At 57.4% G+C, this 21,697-nt stretch carries 18 protein-coding genes; 3 read left to right on the plus strand and 15 right to left on the minus strand.

All coding sequences use genetic code 11. The annotated features are described in order from the left end of the window. Positions 1-2: 2 nt before the first annotated feature. The 5 genes from ALTERO38_RS09185 to leuC form a co-directional block, all read right to left on the minus strand. Positions 3-2,738 (minus strand): FimV/HubP family polar landmark protein, encoded by a 2,736-nt coding sequence (locus tag ALTERO38_RS09185; protein WP_159968190.1) that lies wholly within the window; start codon positions 2,736-2,738, stop codon positions 3-5. Positions 2,739-3,197: 459 nt separating this feature from the next. Beyond that, positions 3,198-4,310 carry an aspartate-semialdehyde dehydrogenase gene (gene asd, locus ALTERO38_RS09190; protein WP_159968191.1) on the minus strand — a complete coding sequence of 371 codons (1,113 nt, stop codon included), beginning with the start codon at positions 4,308-4,310 and terminating at the stop codon, positions 3,198-3,200. A 186-nt stretch (positions 4,311-4,496) separates the two neighbouring features. Then, positions 4,497-5,579 (minus strand): 3-isopropylmalate dehydrogenase, encoded by a 1,083-nt coding sequence (gene leuB / locus ALTERO38_RS09195; RefSeq protein ID WP_159968192.1) that lies wholly within the window; start codon positions 5,577-5,579, stop codon positions 4,497-4,499. A gap of 64 nt (positions 5,580-5,643) precedes the next feature. Next, entirely contained in the window at positions 5,644-6,291 is a 648-nt protein-coding gene (gene leuD / locus ALTERO38_RS09200; RefSeq protein ID WP_159968193.1) for a 3-isopropylmalate dehydratase small subunit, read from the minus strand. A gap of 10 nt (positions 6,292-6,301) precedes the next feature. After that, positions 6,302-7,729, minus strand: a complete 1,428-nt coding sequence (gene leuC, locus ALTERO38_RS09205) for a 3-isopropylmalate dehydratase large subunit (protein ID WP_159968194.1) — start codon at positions 7,727-7,729, stop codon at positions 6,302-6,304. A gap of 153 nt (positions 7,730-7,882) precedes the next feature. Between leuC and ALTERO38_RS09210 the strand changes: the two genes are divergently transcribed. Next, positions 7,883-8,818, plus strand: coding sequence for a LysR family transcriptional regulator (locus ALTERO38_RS09210; RefSeq protein ID WP_159968195.1), 936 nt, complete (start codon positions 7,883-7,885; stop codon positions 8,816-8,818). A gap of 51 nt (positions 8,819-8,869) precedes the next feature. Next, positions 8,870-11,761, plus strand: coding sequence for a GGDEF domain-containing phosphodiesterase (locus tag ALTERO38_RS09215; protein ID WP_159968196.1), 2,892 nt, complete (start codon positions 8,870-8,872; stop codon positions 11,759-11,761). A 97-nt stretch (positions 11,762-11,858) separates the two neighbouring features. Here the strand turns inward: ALTERO38_RS09215 and ALTERO38_RS09220 are convergent, their stop codons facing one another. Further along, complete coding sequence (locus tag ALTERO38_RS09220) at positions 11,859-12,302, minus strand: Hsp20 family protein (RefSeq protein ID WP_148926239.1); 444 nt, start codon at positions 12,300-12,302, stop codon at positions 11,859-11,861. A 116-nt stretch (positions 12,303-12,418) separates the two neighbouring features. On the opposite strand from ALTERO38_RS09220, the gene ALTERO38_RS09225 reads away from it, so the two are divergent. Continuing rightward, positions 12,419-13,165 carry an SDR family oxidoreductase gene (locus ALTERO38_RS09225; RefSeq protein ID WP_159968197.1) on the plus strand — a complete coding sequence of 249 codons (747 nt, stop codon included), beginning with the start codon at positions 12,419-12,421 and terminating at the stop codon, positions 13,163-13,165. Positions 13,166-13,172: 7 nt separating this feature from the next. Here the strand turns inward: ALTERO38_RS09225 and ALTERO38_RS09230 are convergent, their stop codons facing one another. From ALTERO38_RS09230 to flgJ, 9 genes are all read right to left on the minus strand, one after another. After that, positions 13,173-14,147 (minus strand): tRNA-dihydrouridine synthase, encoded by a 975-nt coding sequence (locus tag ALTERO38_RS09230; RefSeq protein ID WP_148926241.1) that lies wholly within the window; start codon positions 14,145-14,147, stop codon positions 13,173-13,175. 337 nt (positions 14,148-14,484) lie between these two features. Further along, positions 14,485-14,952, minus strand: coding sequence for a tetratricopeptide repeat protein (locus ALTERO38_RS09235; protein WP_159968198.1), 468 nt, complete (start codon positions 14,950-14,952; stop codon positions 14,485-14,487). Next, entirely contained in the window at positions 14,953-15,348 is a 396-nt protein-coding gene (locus ALTERO38_RS21515; RefSeq protein WP_102836179.1) for a hypothetical protein, read from the minus strand. Next, complete coding sequence (locus ALTERO38_RS09240; protein WP_148926243.1) at positions 15,330-15,656, minus strand: helix-turn-helix transcriptional regulator; 327 nt, start codon at positions 15,654-15,656, stop codon at positions 15,330-15,332. Before ALTERO38_RS09240 ends, ALTERO38_RS21515 begins: the two co-directional genes overlap by 19 nt. 141 nt (positions 15,657-15,797) lie before the next feature. Next, positions 15,798-16,265 carry a YkvA family protein gene (locus tag ALTERO38_RS09245; RefSeq protein WP_159968199.1) on the minus strand — a complete coding sequence of 156 codons (468 nt, stop codon included), beginning with the start codon at positions 16,263-16,265 and terminating at the stop codon, positions 15,798-15,800. A 472-nt stretch (positions 16,266-16,737) separates the two neighbouring features. Further along, positions 16,738-17,055 (minus strand): helix-hairpin-helix domain-containing protein, encoded by a 318-nt coding sequence (locus ALTERO38_RS09250; protein ID WP_159968200.1) that lies wholly within the window; start codon positions 17,053-17,055, stop codon positions 16,738-16,740. A 125-nt stretch (positions 17,056-17,180) separates the two neighbouring features. Further along, positions 17,181-18,452: a flagellar hook-associated protein FlgL gene (gene flgL, locus ALTERO38_RS09255; protein ID WP_159968201.1), complete on the minus strand. Its 1,272-nt coding sequence runs from the start codon at positions 18,450-18,452 to the stop codon at positions 17,181-17,183. Positions 18,453-18,463: 11 nt separating this feature from the next. Then, positions 18,464-20,497: a flagellar hook-associated protein FlgK gene (gene flgK / locus ALTERO38_RS09260; RefSeq protein ID WP_159968202.1), complete on the minus strand. Its 2,034-nt coding sequence runs from the start codon at positions 20,495-20,497 to the stop codon at positions 18,464-18,466. 2 nt (positions 20,498-20,499) lie between these two features. Next, the gene (gene flgJ / locus ALTERO38_RS09265; protein WP_159968203.1) at positions 20,500-21,693 is read right to left on the minus strand and encodes a flagellar assembly peptidoglycan hydrolase FlgJ; all 1,194 of its coding nucleotides are present in this window, start codon (positions 21,691-21,693) and stop codon (positions 20,500-20,502) included. Positions 21,694-21,697: the final 4 nt, after the last annotated feature.

Consider the following 21,697-nt stretch of genomic DNA (forward strand, 5'->3'; position numbering starts at 1 on the left):
AGTCAGGCTAGTTTGGCGAGCATCTCTCGCGCCTCTTGCTGCTGGTTGTCACTTCCTTCGCTCATTACTTCGTCCAGAATATCGCGGGCACCCTCAGCATCACCCATGTCGATGTAGGCACGCGCGAGGTCAAGTTTGGTGGTGGTCTCATCAGTATCGGCAAAGAAATCGAAATCGTCATCAAGCGCCTCAGGTGTCGACGCAACCGGCTCAACCGCACCAGTCGTCATTGCTGGAGACTGATCAAGCGGCTCATTGAAATCGCGTGACAGATCTTCCAGATCCGCCTCGACCACCTCCAACTCAGAAGAGAATGTTTCCGGCGCAGGCTCCGCAACGGGCTTGTCGTCCAAGGACAGATCGAACTCGTCCGGCATGTCCGTGGGCTGGTCGGGGTCAGTAAGCCCAAAGTCAAGCTCATCCACTGACTCGCTCGAGGCCGGCTTAGTCTCGTCTGCAAGACCCAGCATCAAATTATCGTCAGCAGTCGAACTGGAAGATGGCTCATCTAGATCGAGGGAGAAGCCAGCCAGCTCATCATCCAGGGAGACATTGCTGGAAGTTGCCGGTTCGTCTAGATCAAACGAAAAGTCATCTGCAGCTTGGTCCTGTGCTGCGGCATCCAGGCCCATCTCGTCGAAGTTGACGTCATCCCGCTCCACAGCGGACCCGCCGACAGGCGTAACGGAGAGGTCCGTCAGGTCATCTTCCAGTTCGAGATCATCAAGGCTCAGATCAAAATCGTCATCCGCCTGTTGCTCCGCCAAGGGGGCAGGCTCTTCCAACTCAAGATTGTCCAGACTGAAACTGTCGAGGTCGTCGCTCGCGGAGACAGACGCAGCCACCGCGCCAAAACCTGCGGCCGCCATTGCTGGATACCTGGCCTTAGTTTGCTCGATCTCCGCAGACGAACCACCTATTTCCCGTAGCTCTGCTTCCTGGCGGGCAAACCCTTCTCGGTCGCCAAGCTCAGCATAGACCTCCATGAGCTTTAGGCGCAGGTCGCTACGTTGTGGCTCGTCATTCAGCGCATTCTGAAGCAGCTCGGCTGCCTGATTAAAACGACCGTAGGCAATATAGATGTCTGCTTCCGCCAGGGGATCGCTGCTCGTACCAGCCAGCGAGTCAGCAGAAACCTGATCAGCATCGTGAGAGGCACCTAGGTCAGCAGATTCAGTGTCGGACGAATTGAGCTCATGCTGCGCAACATAAAAGCTATCAGTCGAATTGTCAGCCAGAAGACTTTCTTGCAACTCAGCCTCTCTCATCGCGTTGCGACGAGACAGCACCATCAAGCCGACCAGCAGGAGCAACAACGCGCTGCCACCCAGAACACCGAGTAGAACGGGACTACCCATCAATTCATCAACATAGCCGTCGGCTTGCGGTTCTTGCGGAGCAGAAACCGGTGCCGCGGTAGCAGCAGGCGCCTGAACATCCGGCTCAGGAGCTTCTGACTTCTCACTCTGGGGCGGCTGAGGCGCGGCGCTCGGAGCAGGATTGGCCTCAGTAGCAACTTCAGGGACAACCTCGGCCGCTTGCGTCACAGGCGTAGCGCTGTTGTCGGCTTCATCGACCGAGGGAGACGGCGAAGCAGCCACGTCAAGACCTGCCTCTGCCCCGGACGCCAGCTGCGCCTGCAACTTGGCGAGCTGGTCGTCTTTTAGCTGCATCAGTCGTTGCAGCTTATCCAACTGCCCCTGCAGATCATTTAGACGATCCTTCAGGTCGAGATTTTCTCGACGACTGGAATCAAGACTTTCTTCACTGACGGCCAGCTTGTCGCGCAACGCTGCAGCGTCAGCGCCGTCCCCGCCATCGCTGCCAACGGTAGACTTACCGGCCTCTGGCGCAACCAGGCGGAGGTTATCGCCTTGCTCGCTACGCGAGGGTGCAGCATCGGCTGAGCCGCGCTGGGTTGCGTCGAGCTGACGAGCAGCCGGCGCCCCAGGGCCCGCAGCCTGTCGCCAACTCGCGTTCTGCTGGGCAACCTCCTGAATCGCCTCTGCTTGCGACCGGCGGCCAATCTGCTCGGCGCTGGGCAAGCGAAGCACTTGGCCGTTCTTCATTCGATTGATGTTGTTGCCAATGAACGCGTCCGGATTAATATCCTGAATGGCCAACATGGTTTGATGGACGGTACCACCCAGACGGGCCCGCTCTGCTATCTCCCAAAGCGTGTCGTTAGGGGTAACTTTATATTCGCCACCCTGCGACGTAGGAGTCGTGGAAGACGAAGAGGCAGGTCGGGACACGACTTGCGTGGCAGCGACTGGCCGGGAAACCGGAGCGGCAACCGGCAGTTGCGGCGCGACTGAAGCCGCAATCTCGGGCGAATACAGTGGCGGATCCAGGAGCAACGTGTACTCACGCAGGAGACGACCGCTTGGCCAGAGCACTTCGATGAGGAAATTCAGATAGGGTTCGCGAACCGGTTTGGTCGAAGACACGCGAATGACGCTTTTGCCGTCTGGGCGTAAAACCGGGGTGAAGGTCAGGTCAGTCAGGAAATACTGGCGATCAACACCTGCACGATTGAAATCTTCAGCGGACGCCAGAACCGGAATAACTTCACCGGGCGCTAGCGTTTTGGCATCCAGCAGTTCGATTTCGGCCACCAGCGGTTGATTCAGCGCAGACTTCAGCGTGACCTCGCCCAAGCCCAGCGCATAAGCCATTTCGGAAGTCAGCGCGGTAGCAGCCGCGATTGCCAGCACCAGATTGCGAACCCGAACCATTGTGTAAATCCTTGTTTTTAACTTTTCTCGGATCTTCGAGAGGGTCTTATAGTCACTGCCTGCGCCCGCCAGGTAGCGGTCCCCCGTCAGCGATAAGCCTAAACATCGTTTTTAGCTAGACTAATTCTTCGAACTTCCAGCAAGTATCTTTTACAGATAGGGTTTTATCAACAACTCACCAGACCAGCTGGCGCTGCCCGTCACGCCTTTTCGCGTGTTATCAGACCCAATCCACAAATTAGCCCGGCGTGCAAAAGCGAGTGGCTGGATTAATCACCTGCATAACATCTCAGATGCCGCTTCCCTTGCGTGCCTTCGGGCGCTTCGCTGTGGTGGAAGCAACCCCATATACATGACGCATAGACTTAAGCTGATCGAGAGCGGTAATTTGCTTTGTCATGGCGCAAAAAAAAAGCGCCGCGGTATCCCGAGGCGCTTCTGAATTGACTCGTACGGGAGTTATCGCTCGAGAAGGATACGCAGCATGCGTCGCAAAGGCTCTGCAGCACCCCACAGCAGCTGATCGCCCACAGTGAATGCGCCAAGGTAATGCGACCCCATGTTCAGCTTTCGCAGCCGACCGACCGGAACACTCAATGTGCCAGTCACTGATGTCGGACTCAGTTCCTGCATACTCGCATCTCGATGATTCGGAACGAGCTTCACCCAGGGGTTGTGCTGGCTGATCATGCCTTCAATATCCGAAATGGGCACATCTTTGTTCAGCTTGATGGTCAATGCCTGGCTGTGGCAACGCATCGCCCCGACACGTACACAGATACCGTCGACTGGAATCGGGCTCTTGAAACGCCCTAGAATCTTGTTGGTCTCCGCCTGTGCCTTCCACTCTTCGCGGCTCTGGCCGTTCGGCAGCTCTTTGTCGATGTAAGGAATTAAGCTGCCCGCCAGTGGAACGCCGAAATTGTCTACTGGGAACGCTTCCGAGCGTTGGCATTCGGCGACCTTGCGATCGATGTCCAGAATGGCGCTGGCCGGATCAGCCAGTTCATTGGCAACCGATGCGTTGATACTGCCCATCTGCTTGATGAGTTCGCGCATATTCTGCGCCCCAGCACCGGACGCAGCCTGATAAGTCATTGCACTCATCCAGTCGACCAACCCATGCTCGAACAGGCCACCCAGGCCCATCAGCATCAAGCTGACCGTGCAGTTGCCGCCGATGTAATTGAGGGTGCCCGCGTCCAGTTGATGATCGATGACCTTGCGGTTGACCGGATCGAGCACGATAACGGCATCGTCGTGCATACGCAGCGTCGAGGCTGCATCGATCCAGTAGCCTTTCCAGCCCGCTTCCCGCAGTTTGGGGAAAACCTCGCTGGTGTAGTCACCACCTTGGCAGGTAAGAATTACATCGAGGGATTTCAATTCATCGATGCTGTAGGCGTCCTTGAGCGGCGCTATATCCTTGCCAATCGAGGGGCCCTGACCGCCGACGTTGGAAGTAGTAAAGAATACCGGCTCGATCAGGTCGAAATCCCGCTCCTCCAGCATCCGCTGCATAAGCACGGAGCCAACCATACCGCGCCAACCGATCAGACCTACACGTTTCATCGCAACTACACCTATATATGTGTGACCCGCATGACGGGCCGTCGACTAAGAAATACGCTTTCGGGTTCGAAAGCGCGGGCGCGCTGTCCATTTATGTCTGACACCACGCCTCGCACTCCTCGGCGTTTCCGCCTAGCCGTCGCCCACAAGCTCTATCAACGGCTGGTGCAAATGGGACCAGAGAGATTACAACTTCGCGAGCGCCGCGACTACCGCATCACCCATCGCCTGGGTATTCGCCTTTTCACAACCCTCAGACCAGATATCACCCGTTCGCAGGCCCTGATCCAGCACGTTACTAACCGCCTGCTCGATCGCATCTGCTGCAGCGACCTGGTTGAAGCTGTAGCGCAGCATCATCGACACCGAGAGGATCGTTGCCAGCGGATTGGCGATACCCTTGCCTGCAATGTCCGGTGCCGAACCGTGACAAGGCTCGAACATACCTTTGTTATTCGAATCGAGAGAAGCGGACGGCAGCATGCCGATTGAACCTGTCAGCATGGAAGCTTCATCCGACAGGATGTCGCCAAACATGTTGTCGGTGACGATTACATCGAACTGCTTCGGTGCGCGCACCAGCTGCATTGCGGCGTTATCGACATACATATGGCTGAGTGCAACGTCCGGATAGTCCTTACCGACTTCCTCCACCACTGCGCGCCATAGCTGACTGGATGCCAGTACGTTGGCCTTGTCCACCGAGCAGAGTTTCCTGTTGCGCACCCGAGCCATGTCGAAACCGACCTTGGCGATCCGGCGGATTTCGCTCTCGCTGTAGGGCAGCGTATCGAAAGCCATACGCTCGCCATTTTCCAGCACCTTGCTCTCGCGTGGTTGACCGAAGTAGATTCCCCCGGTCAGCTCGCGAACGATGAGGATATCCAGGCCGGACACGATCTCCGGCTTCAGGCTGGAGGCAGCTGCCAGTTGCGGGTACAGCAAGGCCGGACGCAGATTGCCGAACAACCCCAGCTGCGAGCGAATCTTCAACAGACCACGCTCAGGCCGGATAGCAGGGTCTATTGCGTCCCACTTCGGCCCGCCAACGGCACCCAGCAGGATTGCGTCCGCAGCACGAGCACGCTCGAGCGTCTCGTCAGCCAATGGCACGCCGTACTTATCAACCGCCGCCCCACCCAACTCGTCGTAGCTCAGCTCCAGGTCGAGCTGAAACTTGTCGTTAGCCAGCTTTAGCACCTTGACCGCTTCGGCCATGATTTCAGGACCGATGCCGTCGCCAGGAAGAACCAGAATCTGTTTAGACATTTAAAGATTTCCTTCTAAAAGCTGAAAGCCGCGTGTAAACCACCCTGGCTCCCAACTTCTTGTTTTATTTGATCGCGCCGAACAACCAGGGCTGGCTCTTTTGATGACCTGCTTCGAACGCCTTGATGGCCTCAGCATCCTGTAAAGTCAGGCCGATGTCGTCCAAGCCGTTCAGCAGGCAATGTTTGCGAAACGCATCGACTTCGAAGCTGTACTGCACACCGTCCGGACGGGTGACCGTTTGCGCTGCCAAGTCCACGGTGAGTTGATAACCCTCTGCAGCCTCGGCCTGTTCGAACAACTCGTCGACTTCTTCTTCTTTCAACACGATTGGCAGCAAGCCGTTCTTGAAGCTGTTGTTGTAGAAGATATCGGCAAAGCTCGGCGCGATAATCGTGCGAAAACCGTACTCTTCCAATGCCCAAGGCGCGTGCTCACGCGAGGAGCCGCAGCCGAAGTTTTCCCGAGCAAGCAAAACGCTGGCGCCCTGATAGCGCGGAAAGTTCAGCACGAACTCCTGATTCACCGAACGATGCGAGCAGTCCTGATTAGGCTGTCCGACGTCCAGATAGCGCCACTCATCGAATAGGTTCTGACCAAAGCCAGTACGCTTGATCGACTTGAGAAACTGCTTGGGGATGATCTGATCGGTGTCGACATTAGCGCGATCGAGCGGCGCGACGAGACCGGTATGCTGGGTGAATGCTCTCATGGTGGTCTCCTTAGGCCTGCATCAATTCACGAACGTCAACGAAGCGACCAGTCACCGCAGCCGCAGCAGCCATTGCCGGACTGACCAGATGCGTTCTGCCACCGGCACCCTGGCGCCCTTCGAAGTTGCGGTTGGACGTTGACGCGCAATGCTCGCCACTGCCCAGTTTGTCGGGGTTCATTGCCAGACACATCGAACAACCGGGCTCGCGCCACTCAAAGCCTGCCTCTACAAAAATCTTGTCCAGCCCCTCGGCCTCGGCCTGTTGCTTGACCAGTCCCGAACCCGGCACCACCATCGCCTGCTTCACCGTTGAGGCAACCTTACGCCCCTTGGCCACTTCCGCGGCAGCGCGAAGGTCTTCGATCCGCGAGTTGGTGCAGGAGCCGATAAAGACGCGATCAAGCTGAATGTCGGTGATCCGTTGGTTGGCCTGCAGCCCCATGTATTTCAGCGCACGGCTTATGGAGTCACGCTTGACCGGGTCAGCTTCAACCGCCGGATCAGGCACGCTTTGATCAACAGCCAGGACCATTTCAGGTGAAGTACCCCAGCTGACCTGCGGCTTGATGTCTTCGGCCTTCAGCTCCACGACGGTGTCGAAGACCGCGTCCTCATCCGAAACCAACGTCTTCCAGACCTCGACAGCCTGCTCCCAGTCGGCGCCCTTGGGTGCGAAAGGGCGGCCTTCGACATAGGCGATGGTCTTCTCGTCCGCAGCTACCATACCCACACGGGCACCTGCCTCGATGGACATGTTGCAGATCGTCATGCGCCCTTCCATCGACAAGCCGCGGATGGCGCTGCCGGCAAATTCGAGCGCATGACCATTGCCACCCGCGGTGCCGATCTTCCCTATGACGGCCAACACGATGTCCTTGGCGGTCACGCCGAAGGGCAGCTTGCCTTCAACGCGCACCTGCATGTTCTTCATCTTTTTCGCAACCAAACACTGCGTGGCGAGCACATGCTCGACCTCCGAAGTGCCGATACCATGAGCCAGCGCAGCGAACGCGCCGTGCGTGGAGGTGTGCGAGTCACCACAGACCACGGTCATGCCTGGCAGGGTTGCGCCCTGCTCCGGCCCAATGACATGAACGATGCCCTGACGAACGTCGTTCATCTTGAATTCGAGGATGCCGAAGTCATCGCAGTTCTCGTCCAGCGTTTGCACCTGGATGCGGGAAACCTCGTCTGCAATGGCTTCCAGGCCACCCTGGCGCTCGCCCTTGGTGGTCGGCACGTTGTGATCCGGGGTGGCGATGTTGGCATCAATGCGCCATGGCTTGCGCCCTGCCAGGCGAAGCCCTTCGAACGCCTGTGGCGAGGTCACTTCGTGCAGGATATGACGATCGATATAGATCAGTGACGAGCCGTCGTCACGGCGCTTGACCTCGTGCATTTCCCAGAGCTTGTCGTAGAGCGTTTTGCCAGCCATCGGACTTTCCTCATCAGTGCGTAGGGCAATAGCCCTTTTGCTTATGAGGTCATGCTAAGGACTTGCTAAGGATTACTCAAATTCATATTTTTCATCACAAGCATTCCTTCATGGAATGCTAAACAACGCTAAGTAAAATCACTGGAGCCGGACATGGACCTCGCCAACCTCAACGCCTTCATAGCGGTCGCCGAGATGGGCAGCTTCTCCCAGGCCGCCGAACGCCTCCATCTGACTCAGCCAGCGGTAAGCAAACGCCTGGCTTCACTGGAGTCACAGCTGAACGTGCGATTGTTCGATCGGCTAGGCCGCGAGATCGGCCTGACCGAAGCCGGCAGAGCGCTGCTGCCTCGCGCTTATCAGATCCTCAATGTGCTGGATGACACCCGTCGCGCCCTGACCAACCTCAACGGCGACATCAGCGGGCGGCTGACCCTGGCGACGAGCCACCACATCGGCCTGCATCGCCTGCCTCCGTTGCTGAGACGCTTCACTCGTGCGTACCCGGACGTGAATCTGGATATCCGCTTCCTCGATTCTGAGGTGGCTTACGATGAAGTCCTGCATGGGCGCGCCGAGCTGGCGGTGATCACCCTGGCGCCGCAAACCGCAACGCCTATTCGTGCGATCAAGGTCTGGGAAGATCCGTTGGATTTCGTGGTTGCGCCCGAGCATCCCCTGGCACGCATGGGCGAAATAACCCTGGCCGATGTCGCCGGCTATCCGGCAGTGTTTCCTGGCGGGAATACCTTCACCCACCATATTGCCCAGCGGTTGTTCGAGCGCGAGGGGCTGACACCCAATATCACGATGAGCACCAACTACATGGAGACGATCAAGATGATGGTGTCCATCGGGATCGCCTGGAGCGTCCTTCCACGCACCATGCTTGATGATCAGGTGGTGCGCTTGCCGCTGCCGGGCGACCAACTGGCGAGGCAGCTCGGTTATATCACGCATACCGAGCGCACCCTATCTAACGCAGCCAAGGCCTTCATGTCTTTGCTGGACGCCGATCAAGCGACTTGCACTTTGCCATCAGCTACGGATAAGTTCGGGGCACAATTACAAAATCAAAGAGAATCATGAGCATCGCCTGCCATCGACACCTTCAGCAGACCCAGCCCACTGAGGCCGCCCATGTTGCCGCCTGACGCGAAACCAGAGTCCTCATCAAGCGCAGCACCCAAACCATGGCAAGACGTTCGCCTGCTATCCGTGCTGGATGGGGCTGGGCTCGGCCTGTGGTCCTGGGATGTTCAACGCGGCACCATGCACTGGTCGCTCGGCACTGGAAAACTGTTCGGCCTGGACTCCCCGCTGGTAGAGCTAACTCCGGATCAGTATCTAGATCTGATCGTTGCTGAGGATCGTCCGCATATCGAAGCCGCTGCATGTTCGGTGCTTGCCGGCTCAGAAACGCGCTTCAGTTTCCGGCACCGGGTTTGCTGGCCTGACGCTAGCGTGCGGTGGCTGGAGATCGATGGCCAGCGGCAGATCAGTGACGATGGCAACACGATTCTGGTTGGGGTCATTCGCGACATCACCGACCAGCACACTCAGGCGCAGGCGCTGGAAGACAGCCAAGAGCGCCTTGAGTTGGCATTGGCCTCCGCAGAGCTGGGCAACTGGGAATGGCACATACCAAGCGACCGCCTATATGCCTCTCCCAGAGCGTCCGAACTGCAAGGCCTGATAGAAGGCCCATTCGATGGCTCGTTTCGCGAGTTTTTTCGCAGCGTTGCTGCCAATGACCGCAAGACGATGCGCACGGCATACAGCGATTTACTCGCCGGACGCCGGCAAACCTATCAGGCCACGTATCAGGCGATCCATTCAGACGGCACGATTCGGCATCTTGAAAGTACCGCCAAACTCTACCGAGACGAGCATGGCGCGCCGTTGCGCATGGCGGGGATCATCATCGACGCCACCGAAAGGGTCCTGCGCGAGCAACATTTGGCAGCCTCGGAAGCGAAGTTCTCGGCCTTGTTTCAAGGCAGTCCGGACCCGATCTCCCTGTCCCGCATCCGCGACGGGGTTTTCATGGAGATCAACCCGAGCTTCAGCGTCGTGTTTGGTTGGAACAGTACCGATATCGTCGGGCGTTCTGCCCCTGAAGTGGGCATCTGGCGAGACGAGCGGCAGCGAAAATCACTGTTTGAGCAGCTGATGCGCGATCAACGGCTGGAGAACGCCGAGGCACAGTTCCGCACCCGCGCAGGACAAATCGTCACCTGTGTGGTTTCCAGCAGGTTCATCCGTGTCGACCGCCGCCTGTGCATCGTCACCACTTTTCGTGACATTACCAAACGACAACAGGCCGAAGCAGCGCTGAAGGCCAGCGAGGTCAAATTCGCCAAGGCGTTCCATTCGAGCCCTGACGCCATCATCATCAGCGAGCGCAGTACTGGACGATTCATCGAGGTCAACGAAGGCTTTCACCGCCTCTCTGGATACCTTCCAGAAGAAGCCATCGGCAGGACCTCTTCCGAGCTGGGCGTCTGGCCCAGCACGCAACGCCAAGAGATCCTCGAACGGCTCGAACGTGATGGCCGGGTGACGAACTGGGAGATGGTCGGACAGGATCGTCACGGTCGTCTCAAGCAGATTGAAGTATCGGTAGAGCCTATCGAGCTGAACAACACCGATTGCCTGCTGTTATCCGCGCGCGACATCAGCCAGCTCAAGGCGGCTCACGCGCAGATCCATCACCTGGCCTATCACGACCCGCTGACCAATCTGCCCAACCGTACCTTGCTGATGGATCGCCTGACCCAGCAGACGGCGCTGCACAAAAGACACAACCTTCGCGGTGCGTTGTTGTTTCTCGACCTCGACCACTTCAAGCACATCAATGACTCGCTCGGTCACCCGGTCGGCGATGCAGTCTTGAAGATGATCACTGCTCGCCTTGAGGCCAGCATCCGCCAGGAGGACACAGTGGCCCGCCTGGGAGGTGACGAATTCGTTGTGCTGCTGACCGGCTTGACCGGCAAACGCTCAGAAGTGACCCGCCACGTTCGCCAGATTGCCGAAAAACTTCGTACGCTTCTCGCGCAACCCATGGTGTTCGAAGGCAACAGGCTGCAGGTAACACCCAGTATCGGCATCGCCCTGATGCCGGATCACGGCGAGACACCCGCCGATCTATTGAAGCGAGCCGACATCGCTCTTTATCGCGCCAAGGATGCCGGACGCAATGCAATCCAGCTCTTCCGCACGACCATGCAGCAAGCCGCCAGCGCGCGCCTGCAACTTGAAAGCGAGCTGCGCCTGGCGCTACAGCGCAACGAGTTCGAATTGCACCTTCAACCGCAGGTAGATGCGCGCTCCGCCAGGGTGATTGGCGCCGAGGTTCTGTTGCGCTGGCATCATCCCGAGGATGGCGTGCGCTCTCCAGCTCAGTTCATCGACGTGCTTGAAGAAAGCGGCCTGATCGTGGATGTCGGCAATTGGGTCATCAAGGATGCCTGTCGTATTGCCGCCTCGCTATTGACAAGCGGGCTCGTACATCCGGACAGCTTCAGCCTTTGTGTGAACATCAGCCCGCGCCAGTTCCGCCAAAGCGAATTCGTCGAACGGATTCTCGAGGCGCTCAAAGCCGCCGAGCTCCCGCATAGGATGATCAAGCTGGAAATTACCGAAGGCATTGTGATTCAGAATCTGGAAGACACCATCGCTAAAATGCGCCGTCTCTGCCGGCAGGGCGTGAGCTTCGCCATGGACGATTTTGGTACTGGTTATTCGTCGCTCACTTACCTGAAGCGCCTACCAGTAGATGTTCTCAAGATCGACCAGTCGTTCGTCCGCGATGCGCTGGACGACCCAAACGACGCCGAGATTATTCGCGCCATTGTTGCAATGGCGCGGAGCCTCGGGCTGGAAGTGATTGCCGAGGGTGTCGAAAAGCAGGCTCAACTCGACCTGCTCCAAGCGCTGGGCTGCCACCTGTATCAGGGCTATCTGTTCAGCCGCCCTCTTCAGCTGGCGGATTTCGGAAAATTGCTAAAGGTCTATTCAGCTAGCTGAATGGACCTTTTCCTGCAAAAGAAAAGCCCTGCCGAGCGATTCCACAGGCGGGGTTCCCTCAGGTTACAGGCCTATCACATATGCGCGGGCTGACCGATCAGCTCTCCAACGCCAAACGTTCACCGTTGATTGGAATGCGCTTGGGTTTAGCCTCCTCCGGCACGACACGCTCGAGCTCGATGCTGAGCAGCCCATTATTCAGCGCTGCGCCTTTCACCTCTATGTGGTCAGCAAGGCGGAACGAGAGCTTGAACGCGCGCTGGGCGATGCCCTGATGCAGATAGGTAACGTTTTCGCCACCGTTTTCACGCTTGCCGCCACTTACCGTCAGCACGCCTCGCTCGACCTGCAGATCAAGGTCGGACTCCTGGAACCCAGCGGCTGCTACGATAATGCGGTACTCGTCATCACCGTGCTTTTCCACGTTGTAGGGCGGAAATGAGCCGTTTGCGTCATTGCGCAGCGCGGACTCGAACAGATCGTTGAAACGATCAAAACCAATGGACTGACGAAACAGTGGAGCCATCGAAAAATTAGTCATGTTGCTTTCTCCTGAGATTCAGCGAGTGGTTCATACAGGACCCGAATTCGGCACCCTGTAATGCCCTAGATAGGAGCGACTCGCTTGTTTTCAAGACCGTACGCCGGGGATTTTTTATGTCGAAAGTGATGTTGATAACAGGCGCCAGCCGTGGCATTGGCGCAGCCACCGCCAGGCTCGCAGCGGCTGAAGGTTACGCGTTGTGCCTGAACTTTCGACAGCGTCATGACGCAGCAGAGCAGCTACTGAAAGAACTACGCAGCCAGGGCGCACAAGCGATTGCTATCGAGGCGGATATAGCGGACGAATCACAGGTCGTCCGACTGTTCGAAGCCGTCGACGCAGAGTTCGGCAGGCTCGACGCACTGGTGAATAACGCCGGAATGCTTGAACGCCAAATGCGCCTCGACAACATGGATAAGGCACGCCTGGAGCGCGTATTCGCGGTCAACGTGTTTGGAAGTTTTCTCTGCGCACGCGAGGCGGTCAAGCGCATGTCGACCCGCCACGGCGGTTCCGGTGGCGCCATCGTCAACGTATCGTCGATTGCTGCCAAACTCGGTGCGCCCAACGAGTACATCGACTATGCAGCCGCCAAAGGCGCAATAGACAGCATGACCCTTGGTTTGGCCAAGGAAGTCGCAGCGGAAAGCATTCGGGTCAATGCCGTACGGCCTGGCGTGATTTACACAGAGATCCATGCCAGCGGTGGCGAGCCAGACCGCATCGAACGCGTCAGGAGCAGCGTGCCCATGGGCCGAGGGGGCGAAGCGCTAGAGGTGGCGGAAGCAATTCTTTGGCTGGTCAGCGACAAAGCCAGCTACACCAGCGGCGCTCTGCTCGATGTGAGTGGTGGAAGTTAGTAGGTAACTAGACAGCCTCTTCAAATCCCAGTGAGCTCTCGTCTAAGCCCAACAGCGCGTCCAGCCGCTCGCAATCATTTTCCCGCCGTAGCTGAGCGAACATCGTAACGGCTTGCGGATAGCTGCGTGTCAGCAGAGATATCCACTGCTTCAAGCGGCCAGGTGCATAACGCGGAGACATCTTGCGTCGCGCCTGCCCCCAGAAATCAGCCAGTAGCGGCTGGAGATCTTCCCAACTCATCGGCTCAAGCAGCTCACCAGCTTTTGCCGCCGAGATCTGCCGGGCTAGATCCGGCCGACAGACCAGGCCGCGACCTAGCATGATATTCTCGACACCACTGACTTCTCGGCAACGGCGCCAGTCATCTACCGTCCAGATATCGCCATTAGCAAACACTGGCACATTGACGGCGTCTCTCACCCTGGCCACCCATTCCCAATGAGCGGGCGGCTTATACCCCTCGACCTTGGTCCGCGCATGCACCACCAGCTGCTCTGCGCCCCCGTCAACCAGCGCGCGGGCACAATCGAGCGCCCCTTCCTTACTGTCAAAACCCAGACGCATCTTGGCTGTGACGGGAATCGACCCCGGCACAGCCTTGCGTACCTCATGAAGTATGGAATGGAGGAGTTCTGGCTCATTGAGCAGGATGGCACCGCCGCGCGACTTATTGACAGTCTTGGCCGGGCAGCCAAAGTTGAGGTCGATTGCCGGGGCGCCAAGGCTGCACGCATAAGCAGCATTATCAGCCAGACAAAGAGGATCGGAGCCCAGCAACTGCACTCGCAATGGTGTGCCCGCGCGAGTAGCGGCTCCACGCTGAAGCTCAGGAGCCAGTCTGTGAAAGCTGGACGCCGGTAGCAGACGATCAGAAACCCGAATGAACTCGGTCACGCACCAATCGACGCCACCTACACCGGTGAGCACGTCCCGCAGGATGTCATCAACGAGCCCTTCCATAGGTGCCAAGGCGATCTGCATCAGAAACGACCCAACCGAAAAAAGGCTGCATTGTACGGACGTAAGCGCCGGTACGAAATCTGTGTATTACACTCAGCCGGCAGACTGAATGAGCAGGCGTATCGTGCAACCTACCGGTTATCGACTGACAATACCTCAGCTGTTTTGGCCCGCGTGATCAGCGCCCGACTGCTAGATGGAAAATCGATGATTTCAAGCGTTTAGGGACTTCAACGGCCACGCGATGGCCGAAAAGCGCTTGCTGGGTGGACCGCCGGCTCGATGGCGCTGGATGCCATGCACCAGACCTAAAGTAAGCAGTCTGCGCATATAGAGCACTCTCGCTCGTATTAGGCAATCAAAGACCGAGTCTGGCAGCGCTGGCTTTGTAATGCTCTGCCTGCTGAGTGTCTCGAGCCAGCCCATGGCCGCCAGCCATGTACAGCTGGGCCAACCGTGCCGCAGCTAACGGGTGCCCTGCCTCGACGGCAAGCTTCCACCAGTGCGCGGCTTTTGCACCGTCTGGCCCGTGAGTAGCGTCTTCGCCCAGGCAGATGACACCCATCTGGTAGGCAGCCTTGGCATCGCCTTTCTCAGCCGCCAGGCGCAGCAAACGTATGCCTTCCTGCCTTGCACCGTAACCTTGACCACGGAACAGCAGGATATGGCCATAAAAACTCTGCGCTTTGATATCACCAATCGCAGCCATCCGCGAAAACTGGCCCTCCATCCACCGCCACATTTTCGGTTGCCGAACAACCCGTCGAGAGCTCATCAGTCTGCGCGCAACCAGATAGCCGACTCGCGCTCGAATGTTGTTCAACATCTAAGGAATCCCCGGATAATCAAATTCGAACACTCGCGCAACCTCGCCCGCATGCCAGGATGCGGCAGCAGAACCATCTGCCGGACCAGAAAAGCGCCCGAGGCGCGTCGCACACTCGAAAAATCCTGTTCTTGGTAACCGACTGGCACCTTGACTGACGACCAATGCACTACGTAGCGGCCGATCAGCATGGGCATCCAGAGCCGCCAGATGCTCCAACGCGGCAGTCAACGTTTGCATGGCAGGCGCGGGTAGCTGGAGGCGTTCTATCAACGCTCGGTAGGTGACCAAATGGCGTTGTCGCCGGACTTCAGCTAATTCGTCCATCAACGCCTGCCAGTGAGGACGACTGATGCGAATTGACGCTGCGGTGCCTGTTACGCCTCCTGCTGCCATCCTTCAATCTCCAATGCACGGGCAAGTGCGCGACGTATAGCCTCACCAGGTTGGCGTTCGCCCCGCTCGATTAGATCCAGGTAAGCAGGGCTGATGCCGGCAGAGCGTGCCAGTGCCTCCTGGGTCAACCCTTTGGCCTCTCGCAACACCGGCAACGTGTTGAACTTCGGCAATGTGCCTGAAATACCGGCCCCCACCGGCACCGTGACACCTACGCTACGCCCGCTGCCTAATAGTGCCTGATACTCGTCCCAAGGCAGCACGGCATACTCCGGCATACCGTCCCGCATGATGACCTGAACGCTCATCCTCTACCCCGACCGTAGTCTCAAATTCAAAGACAAGATCTTATCAGCCCGGGCGACAATTCATTCATCATCAAACGCTCTACTAAAGAGTGAGGGGGGCGATGCTGAGTAAGCACTCGAAAGGATTAAGCCGTCGAGCTTCTAGAACTCGGGATTACGCCCTCTACCGACAGAGTCGGCGCCTGCTTCGTCAATGGAAGGCAGCTGATCGATATTTGCCCGCACATCTGCTGACTGGCTGTCTCGCCAGGTGCGAAACGCCTGCAACTCGCCAGACCATTTTCGGATTATCCAGCCCAGTACCGCCAGATCATCGACAAATCCGAGACCTGGAATCCAGTCTGGGATGGCGTCCATCGGTGACAGGAAATACAGCAAACCAGCGACTGCAGCGACCAGCGCGGGCCTGCTGACCTGCCGATACTCACCTCGCCACCACGCCACGCACAGCCCTTGCAACAGACTGAGATCTTCACGCAACCCTTTTACCAAGCCACCCCGAGCTGAGCGTTTTTTAGCGACCGCAAGCAGCACTATCGGTAACCTTCCACGAGCGAGAACGCCTCGCGCTACCGGCAGGTACTTTAAGAAATTCCAAGGTGCTTTCATCGAGTGCCTCCCACTAAAGCTGCTTTGCCACTGCCGGAAGAAATATCCACAGAACCTGTGGATAACCCTGTGAGCAGTTGCTTGATGACTAGCTGAAACGCCCGCGCGACGCGGCCTACGAACAGATCGGCGGCTTTTTGCCCAGAGCGCGTAACTCCTTTTAAATCAGCAACTTAAAAAACAGCACAGTACGCTTGGTGAGTCCGCAAAGACTCTCAGGCTTTACGAAAACGATTGTGAATAACCGTAACATGTCAACACCTTTTGGAAGGCCAATTGCACTTGAAAACAGGGTGCTAAAGCCGATTAAGCGTTCTAACAAGGACAACATCAGCCAGTCCACGTTCCTGCCCAACCGTCAGTCGTGACGCCGCACAACCAACACTATGGAGAGCAAGCGGCCAGCAACTTAAAATCACGGAAACAAAAAAGCCGGTCGAATGACCGGCTTCGTTGAAACAGGTTTTGGCTGTCAGTTTGCGCTCAACTTGGCTCTATTTTTTTCCAAAGTGGCCGCGCCTATTCCTTTGACTTCGAGCAATTGGTCGATCGAGCTGAATGGACCATGGGCATCGCGGTAGGCCACGATCGCCTTGGCCTTCGTAGCGCCTATCCCCTTGAGTTCACGGGTCAGGGTTTCAGCGTCGGCTGAATTGATGTTGATCGGCGCCACTTGGTGGGCCGCCGCAACCATCGCGGGTTCAGCGGACTTCGTCGGGCCAGCAACACTACCGAGAGAAACACTAGCGAGCAGAGCGATTATTGAAGCGGATAGCAAAGACTTAAGCATTGTTCATGTCCTTATGAGTATCGGATTAACGACGCGGTACTCCATGCGCCGCAATCACACTCTAAGTCGCACCAAGATCAAGTCAAATCGCGGTGCTTGTTCTGTGAACCGTGCCCGCCGGCGGTTCAACGCATCACGTTGAACAGGCTCAATCCAGCAATCTTCACATAACTTTGCTGGGCTGCCTCAAGCACCACCGTTTGCATCGATAGCCGAGACAGCGCCTCAGCGTAGTCGAGCTCCCGCAGCTCGGCCTGCACGCCCTTGTTGACTAGCGCAACGTCTTCGTTATCGGTTTGGGTGGTTTCGATGACGTTGAGACGAGCACCGATATTGCCGCGCGCCTGGTCCACACTGACCATACCGTGGTCAAGATTGGTTAAAGCCACCGCTACGGCGTCGCGTACGCCGGTATTGCCAGTGGAAGGGTTTTCCAGAGATGAGCGGAGGTTGGCGATGGTGTCGAGAATTCCCTGCTTGTTTCGAGGCTCGATTGGCGCGGTCAATTGAATCCTTTCGCCGCCCTGCGCCGCACCATCTAAATGCAGCGTTACTCCGCGGAATACAAGCAAGTCACTACTGCCAGCATCATCGTCCATGCTCAAATTGCTGTAACCCGGCAGGGCCGTATCGGTGAAATTGCCTGCCCCGTCATCCGTACGCGGCAACTGATAAATGGAATAAGAGGAGCCATCCGCAGCGAATTGTATTTCGATGCCTTGGGAAGGAAACGCCGGATCGCTCGCAAACGCTGTTTCATCACTAACCAGCGGCGCCGATACAGATAGCGTTGATTCCGGAGGCTTCGCAACGATATTGCTATTAAGGCGCCCCGCATTGGTCACGCTCTCAAATATAGATTTTCCGTTATCACTAATTGGAACGGTCAACGAGCTCGCAACTTGTAATTTCCGCTGCCCCTCGTCTCCCTTATATGTGTACTTACCGCCCTCCAGAACGAATGGGGGTGTTTTTCCCTGAAATCCCGAAAACAGGTACTCACCCCGAGCGTTGCGCGTGTTCATGAGCGACAGAAGCTCATCCTCGCGCTCGCCCAATTCAGCCGCGATGGACTTGCGATCCTGCGGATCCAGCGCACCGTTGCCGGCCTGTACCGCCAGCTCACGCACACGTTGCAAGACGGTGTTCACCGAGTTCAGGGTAACCTCTTCCTGAGTCAGGCTGTTCTTTGCCGCCGTCAGATTGGAGTTGTACCGGCTGAGCACATTCTGCTGCTGCTCAAGCTGCAACAGACGCACCGACGCAACCGGATCGTCCGCAGGCGTTAGGATGCGATTGCCCGTGCTGATCTGCTCCTGCGTACGAGTTGCATTGGAGTAGTTGCGCTGAATACCGGCTACACCGTTATTGAATGCTTGCAGTGTCGAGATGCGCATGGGCGGGCCTGTTACCTGAAGGTATTGATCAATGTATCGAACAAGGAGCGGGCAACTTGAATGATCTGAGCGGAAGCGTTGTAGTACTGCTCGAACTTGATCAGGTTCGCGGCTTCCTCATCGAGATTCACAGCCGACAGCGAATCGCGATTATCCGTGGCTTGCTTGAGAATCGCGCCGGTCGCTTCACTGTCCATGCGGGCCTGAGCGGTCAGGGTGCCGACGCGCTCAACCATTTCGCCATAACCATCGGTGAAGCTGAAGCCGGATCCTACAATCGCACTATCAACCCCGACCGTCTGTTTGGTCTGTAAATTGACCAGCGCTAGCGCGTTCCGGTTATCCGATACTCCGTTTGTATTGAAGCCTAGGCTGAACGCATCCCCCGACTGCGGACGACCACTTAGGGAAAACTCGAATAGGTAACGATCAGAGCTAGTCGATGGAGGGACTGGGGGTGGTGTATACGCCAGCCGTACAGTATTGGTAGTGCCGGACGCTAAGCTGGAGAGCGGATTGCCATTGCTATCGATCAGCTGCCACTCGGGCGGCAAGGTGCTAGACGAACTAAAAGTATAAGTTCCGTTTGCCACCGTGGCTTCAAACGCGGGAAGTGCGGCGAACGCACTTTTCAAACCGGGTACATCAATCGGCGACGGCCCGGATAGGAGAAGCGGTTGACTGATATTGCCAGTGCCCCGGTTCTGCAGGCTCGACTCACCGCGCACAATCGACGCGAAGGCCAACTGGTCCGCCTGATCCAAATCAACGGCGATATCGGTCGCGCCCCGGCGCGTCGGCATTGCCGTGTAGGTTGCGCCGGCCACACTAGCCGGTCCGACACTAAATCCCAGGCCCGCTATTTCACCGTTACTGACATCGAAGACCGTCGGCACACCGCTTGTTTGCAGCCAAGCGCCGCCTACGGGACGCACGCGAAACTGTTCCGTAGATCCTGAAACGAACTCAATCTGATAATCGCTGGTCGTCAGACTTGATGGGGTTTCGATTCGTACGTCCAACCCTGTTGGGTAGGTGCGTCTGCCGACTAGATCAGAGGAATTGATATCTTTGAACAGACCAACACCTACCTGCCCTTTTAGATCCAGACCTTGACCCAATTGGGTATTGACCTCATCGCTCACGACTAACGCCAGCCGCCCCAGCGAATTCATCGTCGAGTCCAACACCTCACTGCGATAGCGAATCAACCCGCCCAGCTCACCTCCGGTGATCTGCGAAGTGATGCCCTGCTCCGAGCCGCCGCTAACAAATCGAATCTCATGACGATTGGGATCGCTCAGCCCCGGAACAACCTTGAGCTGACTCACCGTCTTACCCACCACCAGCGGCTGACCACTGCCGACCGAGATATTGAAGCTATTGTCATCCTGCGGCGTCACGCTGATGCCGATATACGTCGACAATTGCCGCACGGCCTCGTCGCGCGCATCGAGCAAATCATTGGGCTGTTTGCCGTTGGCCGAAGCGGTCGCGATGGCGTCGTTCAAGCTGCCAATACTGCCAGCGAGCCGATTGACTTGGTCGGTCACCGCCGCCATCTGCTTGTTGGTGAAGTTGTTCTGCTCGGTAAGGCGGTCAGACACGGTGTTGAAACGGCGTGCCAAGCCTTCGGCTTCAGCCAACACCAGCTGACGTGCCGGAATATTGGCGGGGTCTTCCGCTGCGGTTTGCAGTGCCGAGAAAAACTTCTGCAGCGCTGGCGTGATGCCGGTCGTGCTGCCGGCCAGCAAGGAATCAAGCTGGTCGATCTGGCTTTTGTAGGCTTCGACATCGCTGCTCAGCGATGTGCTGCTGCGCAGCTGGCTAGTCAGAAATTCACTGTAGCTACGGCGTATTTCCACCAGCGTCGTGCCCGAGCCCACGTAGCCCGCGCCGCTGAATTGCGGCGTGCGCGTTGCTTGCGAGGCGTCCTGCCGGCTGAAGCCCGGCGTGTTGACGTTGCTGATGTTGTGACCCGTAACGGACAACTGGCTCTTGCTGGCGCTAAGGCCGGACAGGCCAATATTCAGTAGATCAGCCATGTTTAACCTCTAGTCCGAACCGCGGGCGACGTGCTGGCGTCGGCAATTGTCTGATAGGTCTGCACTTTTCGAGCGATCTGGTTGATCTTGCGTGCGTACTGCGGGTCGGTTGCATAACCTGCCCGCTGCAGTTCGTTAACGAAACGTTCAGAGTTGCCAGACGCACTGGCCACCTGAAGGGCTGGCTTGTAACGATCGTTGTTTTCCAACAGCCGGACGTAATCGTTAAAGCTGTGTTCGAACGAGTCATATGCCCGAAACCCGGCAACCTCTTTGGTTGCCTTGCCATTGATATATTCGGTCGTGGTGGCCTTCGCGGACGCACCGTCCCACCCTGTGGCTTTGATGCCGAACAGGTTGTGGCTATTGGTGCCGTCTTTTTGTTTGATCATCGACTTGCCCCAACCGGTTTCCAATGCGGCTTGTGCCACGAGGAAACGCGGCTCGACACCTAGGCGCTTCGCCGCTTTTTCGGCCATTGGCAACATGGTGGCGATGAATTCTGCGGGCGAGCTGAAACGCGTCTTGCTCGGCGCGCTTGGAGCAGTCGCCTCGACGCCGTTGATGGTCAACGGCGCGTCCTGAGGCGCTGCGAAAGCGGTAGCAGCCTTCCAGTCAAGATCGACCAGAGGCTGAGCCGTACCCGCCTGGCTAGCTTGAGCCGCCTGGGTATTTGCAGCTGTAACCTCCGCATGAGCGCGCTCGGCCAATCGTCCCGGCAATGCCAGACGACGCTGATTCAGCATTTGAGAATCGTTGCGCGCTGGGTCAACTGGAGCAATCTTCGAGTTGGGGTTGCTCGACCACTTTGCACCTTCGGTCTGTGCCACTTGGGCGAAAGGATTGGGCTTCTCGCTGGGCTCCTGCTGTTTACTAAGCTGACGAATCAGCACGTCGGCAAGCCCGATGCCACCGCCTTCTTTGGACAGCGTGACTGAAAGCTGCTGGTCGTGCATGTCCTGGTACTGTTTGCTGGCCTGGCTGTTGAATGGGTTGTCCTTCGACATGACTTCCGTGGCCGAACGCATCGACTTGAGCATCTCGTTCATGAACAGGGACTCGAACTCCTGCGCCACCTTGCGCACGTTCTCCGCACCATCCCGATCCTTGCCAACCTTGAGCTGGTTCAGACGATTCAGGTCGGAGTAGCTGCCACTGTCAGGCGTGCGCCGCCCGAGCCCCAGTCGATTTTCCATATCC

The organism is Pseudomonas sp. 9Ag, assembly GCF_902506445.1.
Classification (GTDB): domain Bacteria; phylum Pseudomonadota; class Gammaproteobacteria; order Pseudomonadales; family Pseudomonadaceae; genus Stutzerimonas; species Stutzerimonas stutzeri_AB.

Bases quoted from the DNA above. Each gene is read 5' to 3' on its own strand.
- flgJ (WP_159968203.1), bottom strand. From the start codon at position 21,693: ATGGAAAATCGACTGGGGCTCGGGCGGCGCACGCCTGACAGTGGCAGC.
- ALTERO38_RS09210 (WP_159968195.1), top strand. From the start codon at position 7,883: ATGGACCTCGCCAACCTCAACGCCTTCATAGCGGTCGCCGAGATGGGC.
- leuD (WP_159968193.1), bottom strand. From the start codon at position 6,291: ATGAGAGCATTCACCCAGCATACCGGTCTCGTCGCGCCGCTCGATCGC.
- ALTERO38_RS21515 (WP_102836179.1), bottom strand. From the start codon at position 15,348: ATGGCAGCAGGAGGCGTAACAGGCACCGCAGCGTCAATTCGCATCAGT.
- flgK (WP_159968202.1), bottom strand. From the start codon at position 20,497: ATGGCTGATCTACTGAATATTGGCCTGTCCGGCCTTAGCGCCAGCAAG.
- ALTERO38_RS09230 (WP_148926241.1), bottom strand. From the start codon at position 14,147: ATGCAGATCGCCTTGGCACCTATGGAAGGGCTCGTTGATGACATCCTG.
- leuB (WP_159968192.1), bottom strand. From the start codon at position 5,579: ATGTCTAAACAGATTCTGGTTCTTCCTGGCGACGGCATCGGTCCTGAA.
- ALTERO38_RS09235 (WP_159968198.1), bottom strand. From the start codon at position 14,952: ATGTTGAACAACATTCGAGCGCGAGTCGGCTATCTGGTTGCGCGCAGA.
- ALTERO38_RS09220 (WP_148926239.1), bottom strand. From the start codon at position 12,302: ATGACTAATTTTTCGATGGCTCCACTGTTTCGTCAGTCCATTGGTTTT.
- ALTERO38_RS09250 (WP_159968200.1), bottom strand. From the start codon at position 17,055: ATGCTTAAGTCTTTGCTATCCGCTTCAATAATCGCTCTGCTCGCTAGT.
- ALTERO38_RS09215 (WP_159968196.1), top strand. From the start codon at position 8,870: ATGTTGCCGCCTGACGCGAAACCAGAGTCCTCATCAAGCGCAGCACCC.
- ALTERO38_RS09240 (WP_148926243.1), bottom strand. From the start codon at position 15,656: ATGAGCGTTCAGGTCATCATGCGGGACGGTATGCCGGAGTATGCCGTG.
- ALTERO38_RS09245 (WP_159968199.1), bottom strand. From the start codon at position 16,265: ATGAAAGCACCTTGGAATTTCTTAAAGTACCTGCCGGTAGCGCGAGGC.
- ALTERO38_RS09225 (WP_159968197.1), top strand. From the start codon at position 12,419: ATGTCGAAAGTGATGTTGATAACAGGCGCCAGCCGTGGCATTGGCGCA.
- leuC (WP_159968194.1), bottom strand. From the start codon at position 7,729: ATGGCTGGCAAAACGCTCTACGACAAGCTCTGGGAAATGCACGAGGTC.
- ALTERO38_RS09185 (WP_159968190.1), bottom strand. From the start codon at position 2,738: ATGGTTCGGGTTCGCAATCTGGTGCTGGCAATCGCGGCTGCTACCGCG.
- asd (WP_159968191.1), bottom strand. From the start codon at position 4,310: ATGAAACGTGTAGGTCTGATCGGTTGGCGCGGTATGGTTGGCTCCGTG.
- flgL (WP_159968201.1), bottom strand. From the start codon at position 18,452: ATGCGCATCTCGACACTGCAAGCATTCAATAACGGTGTAGCCGGTATT.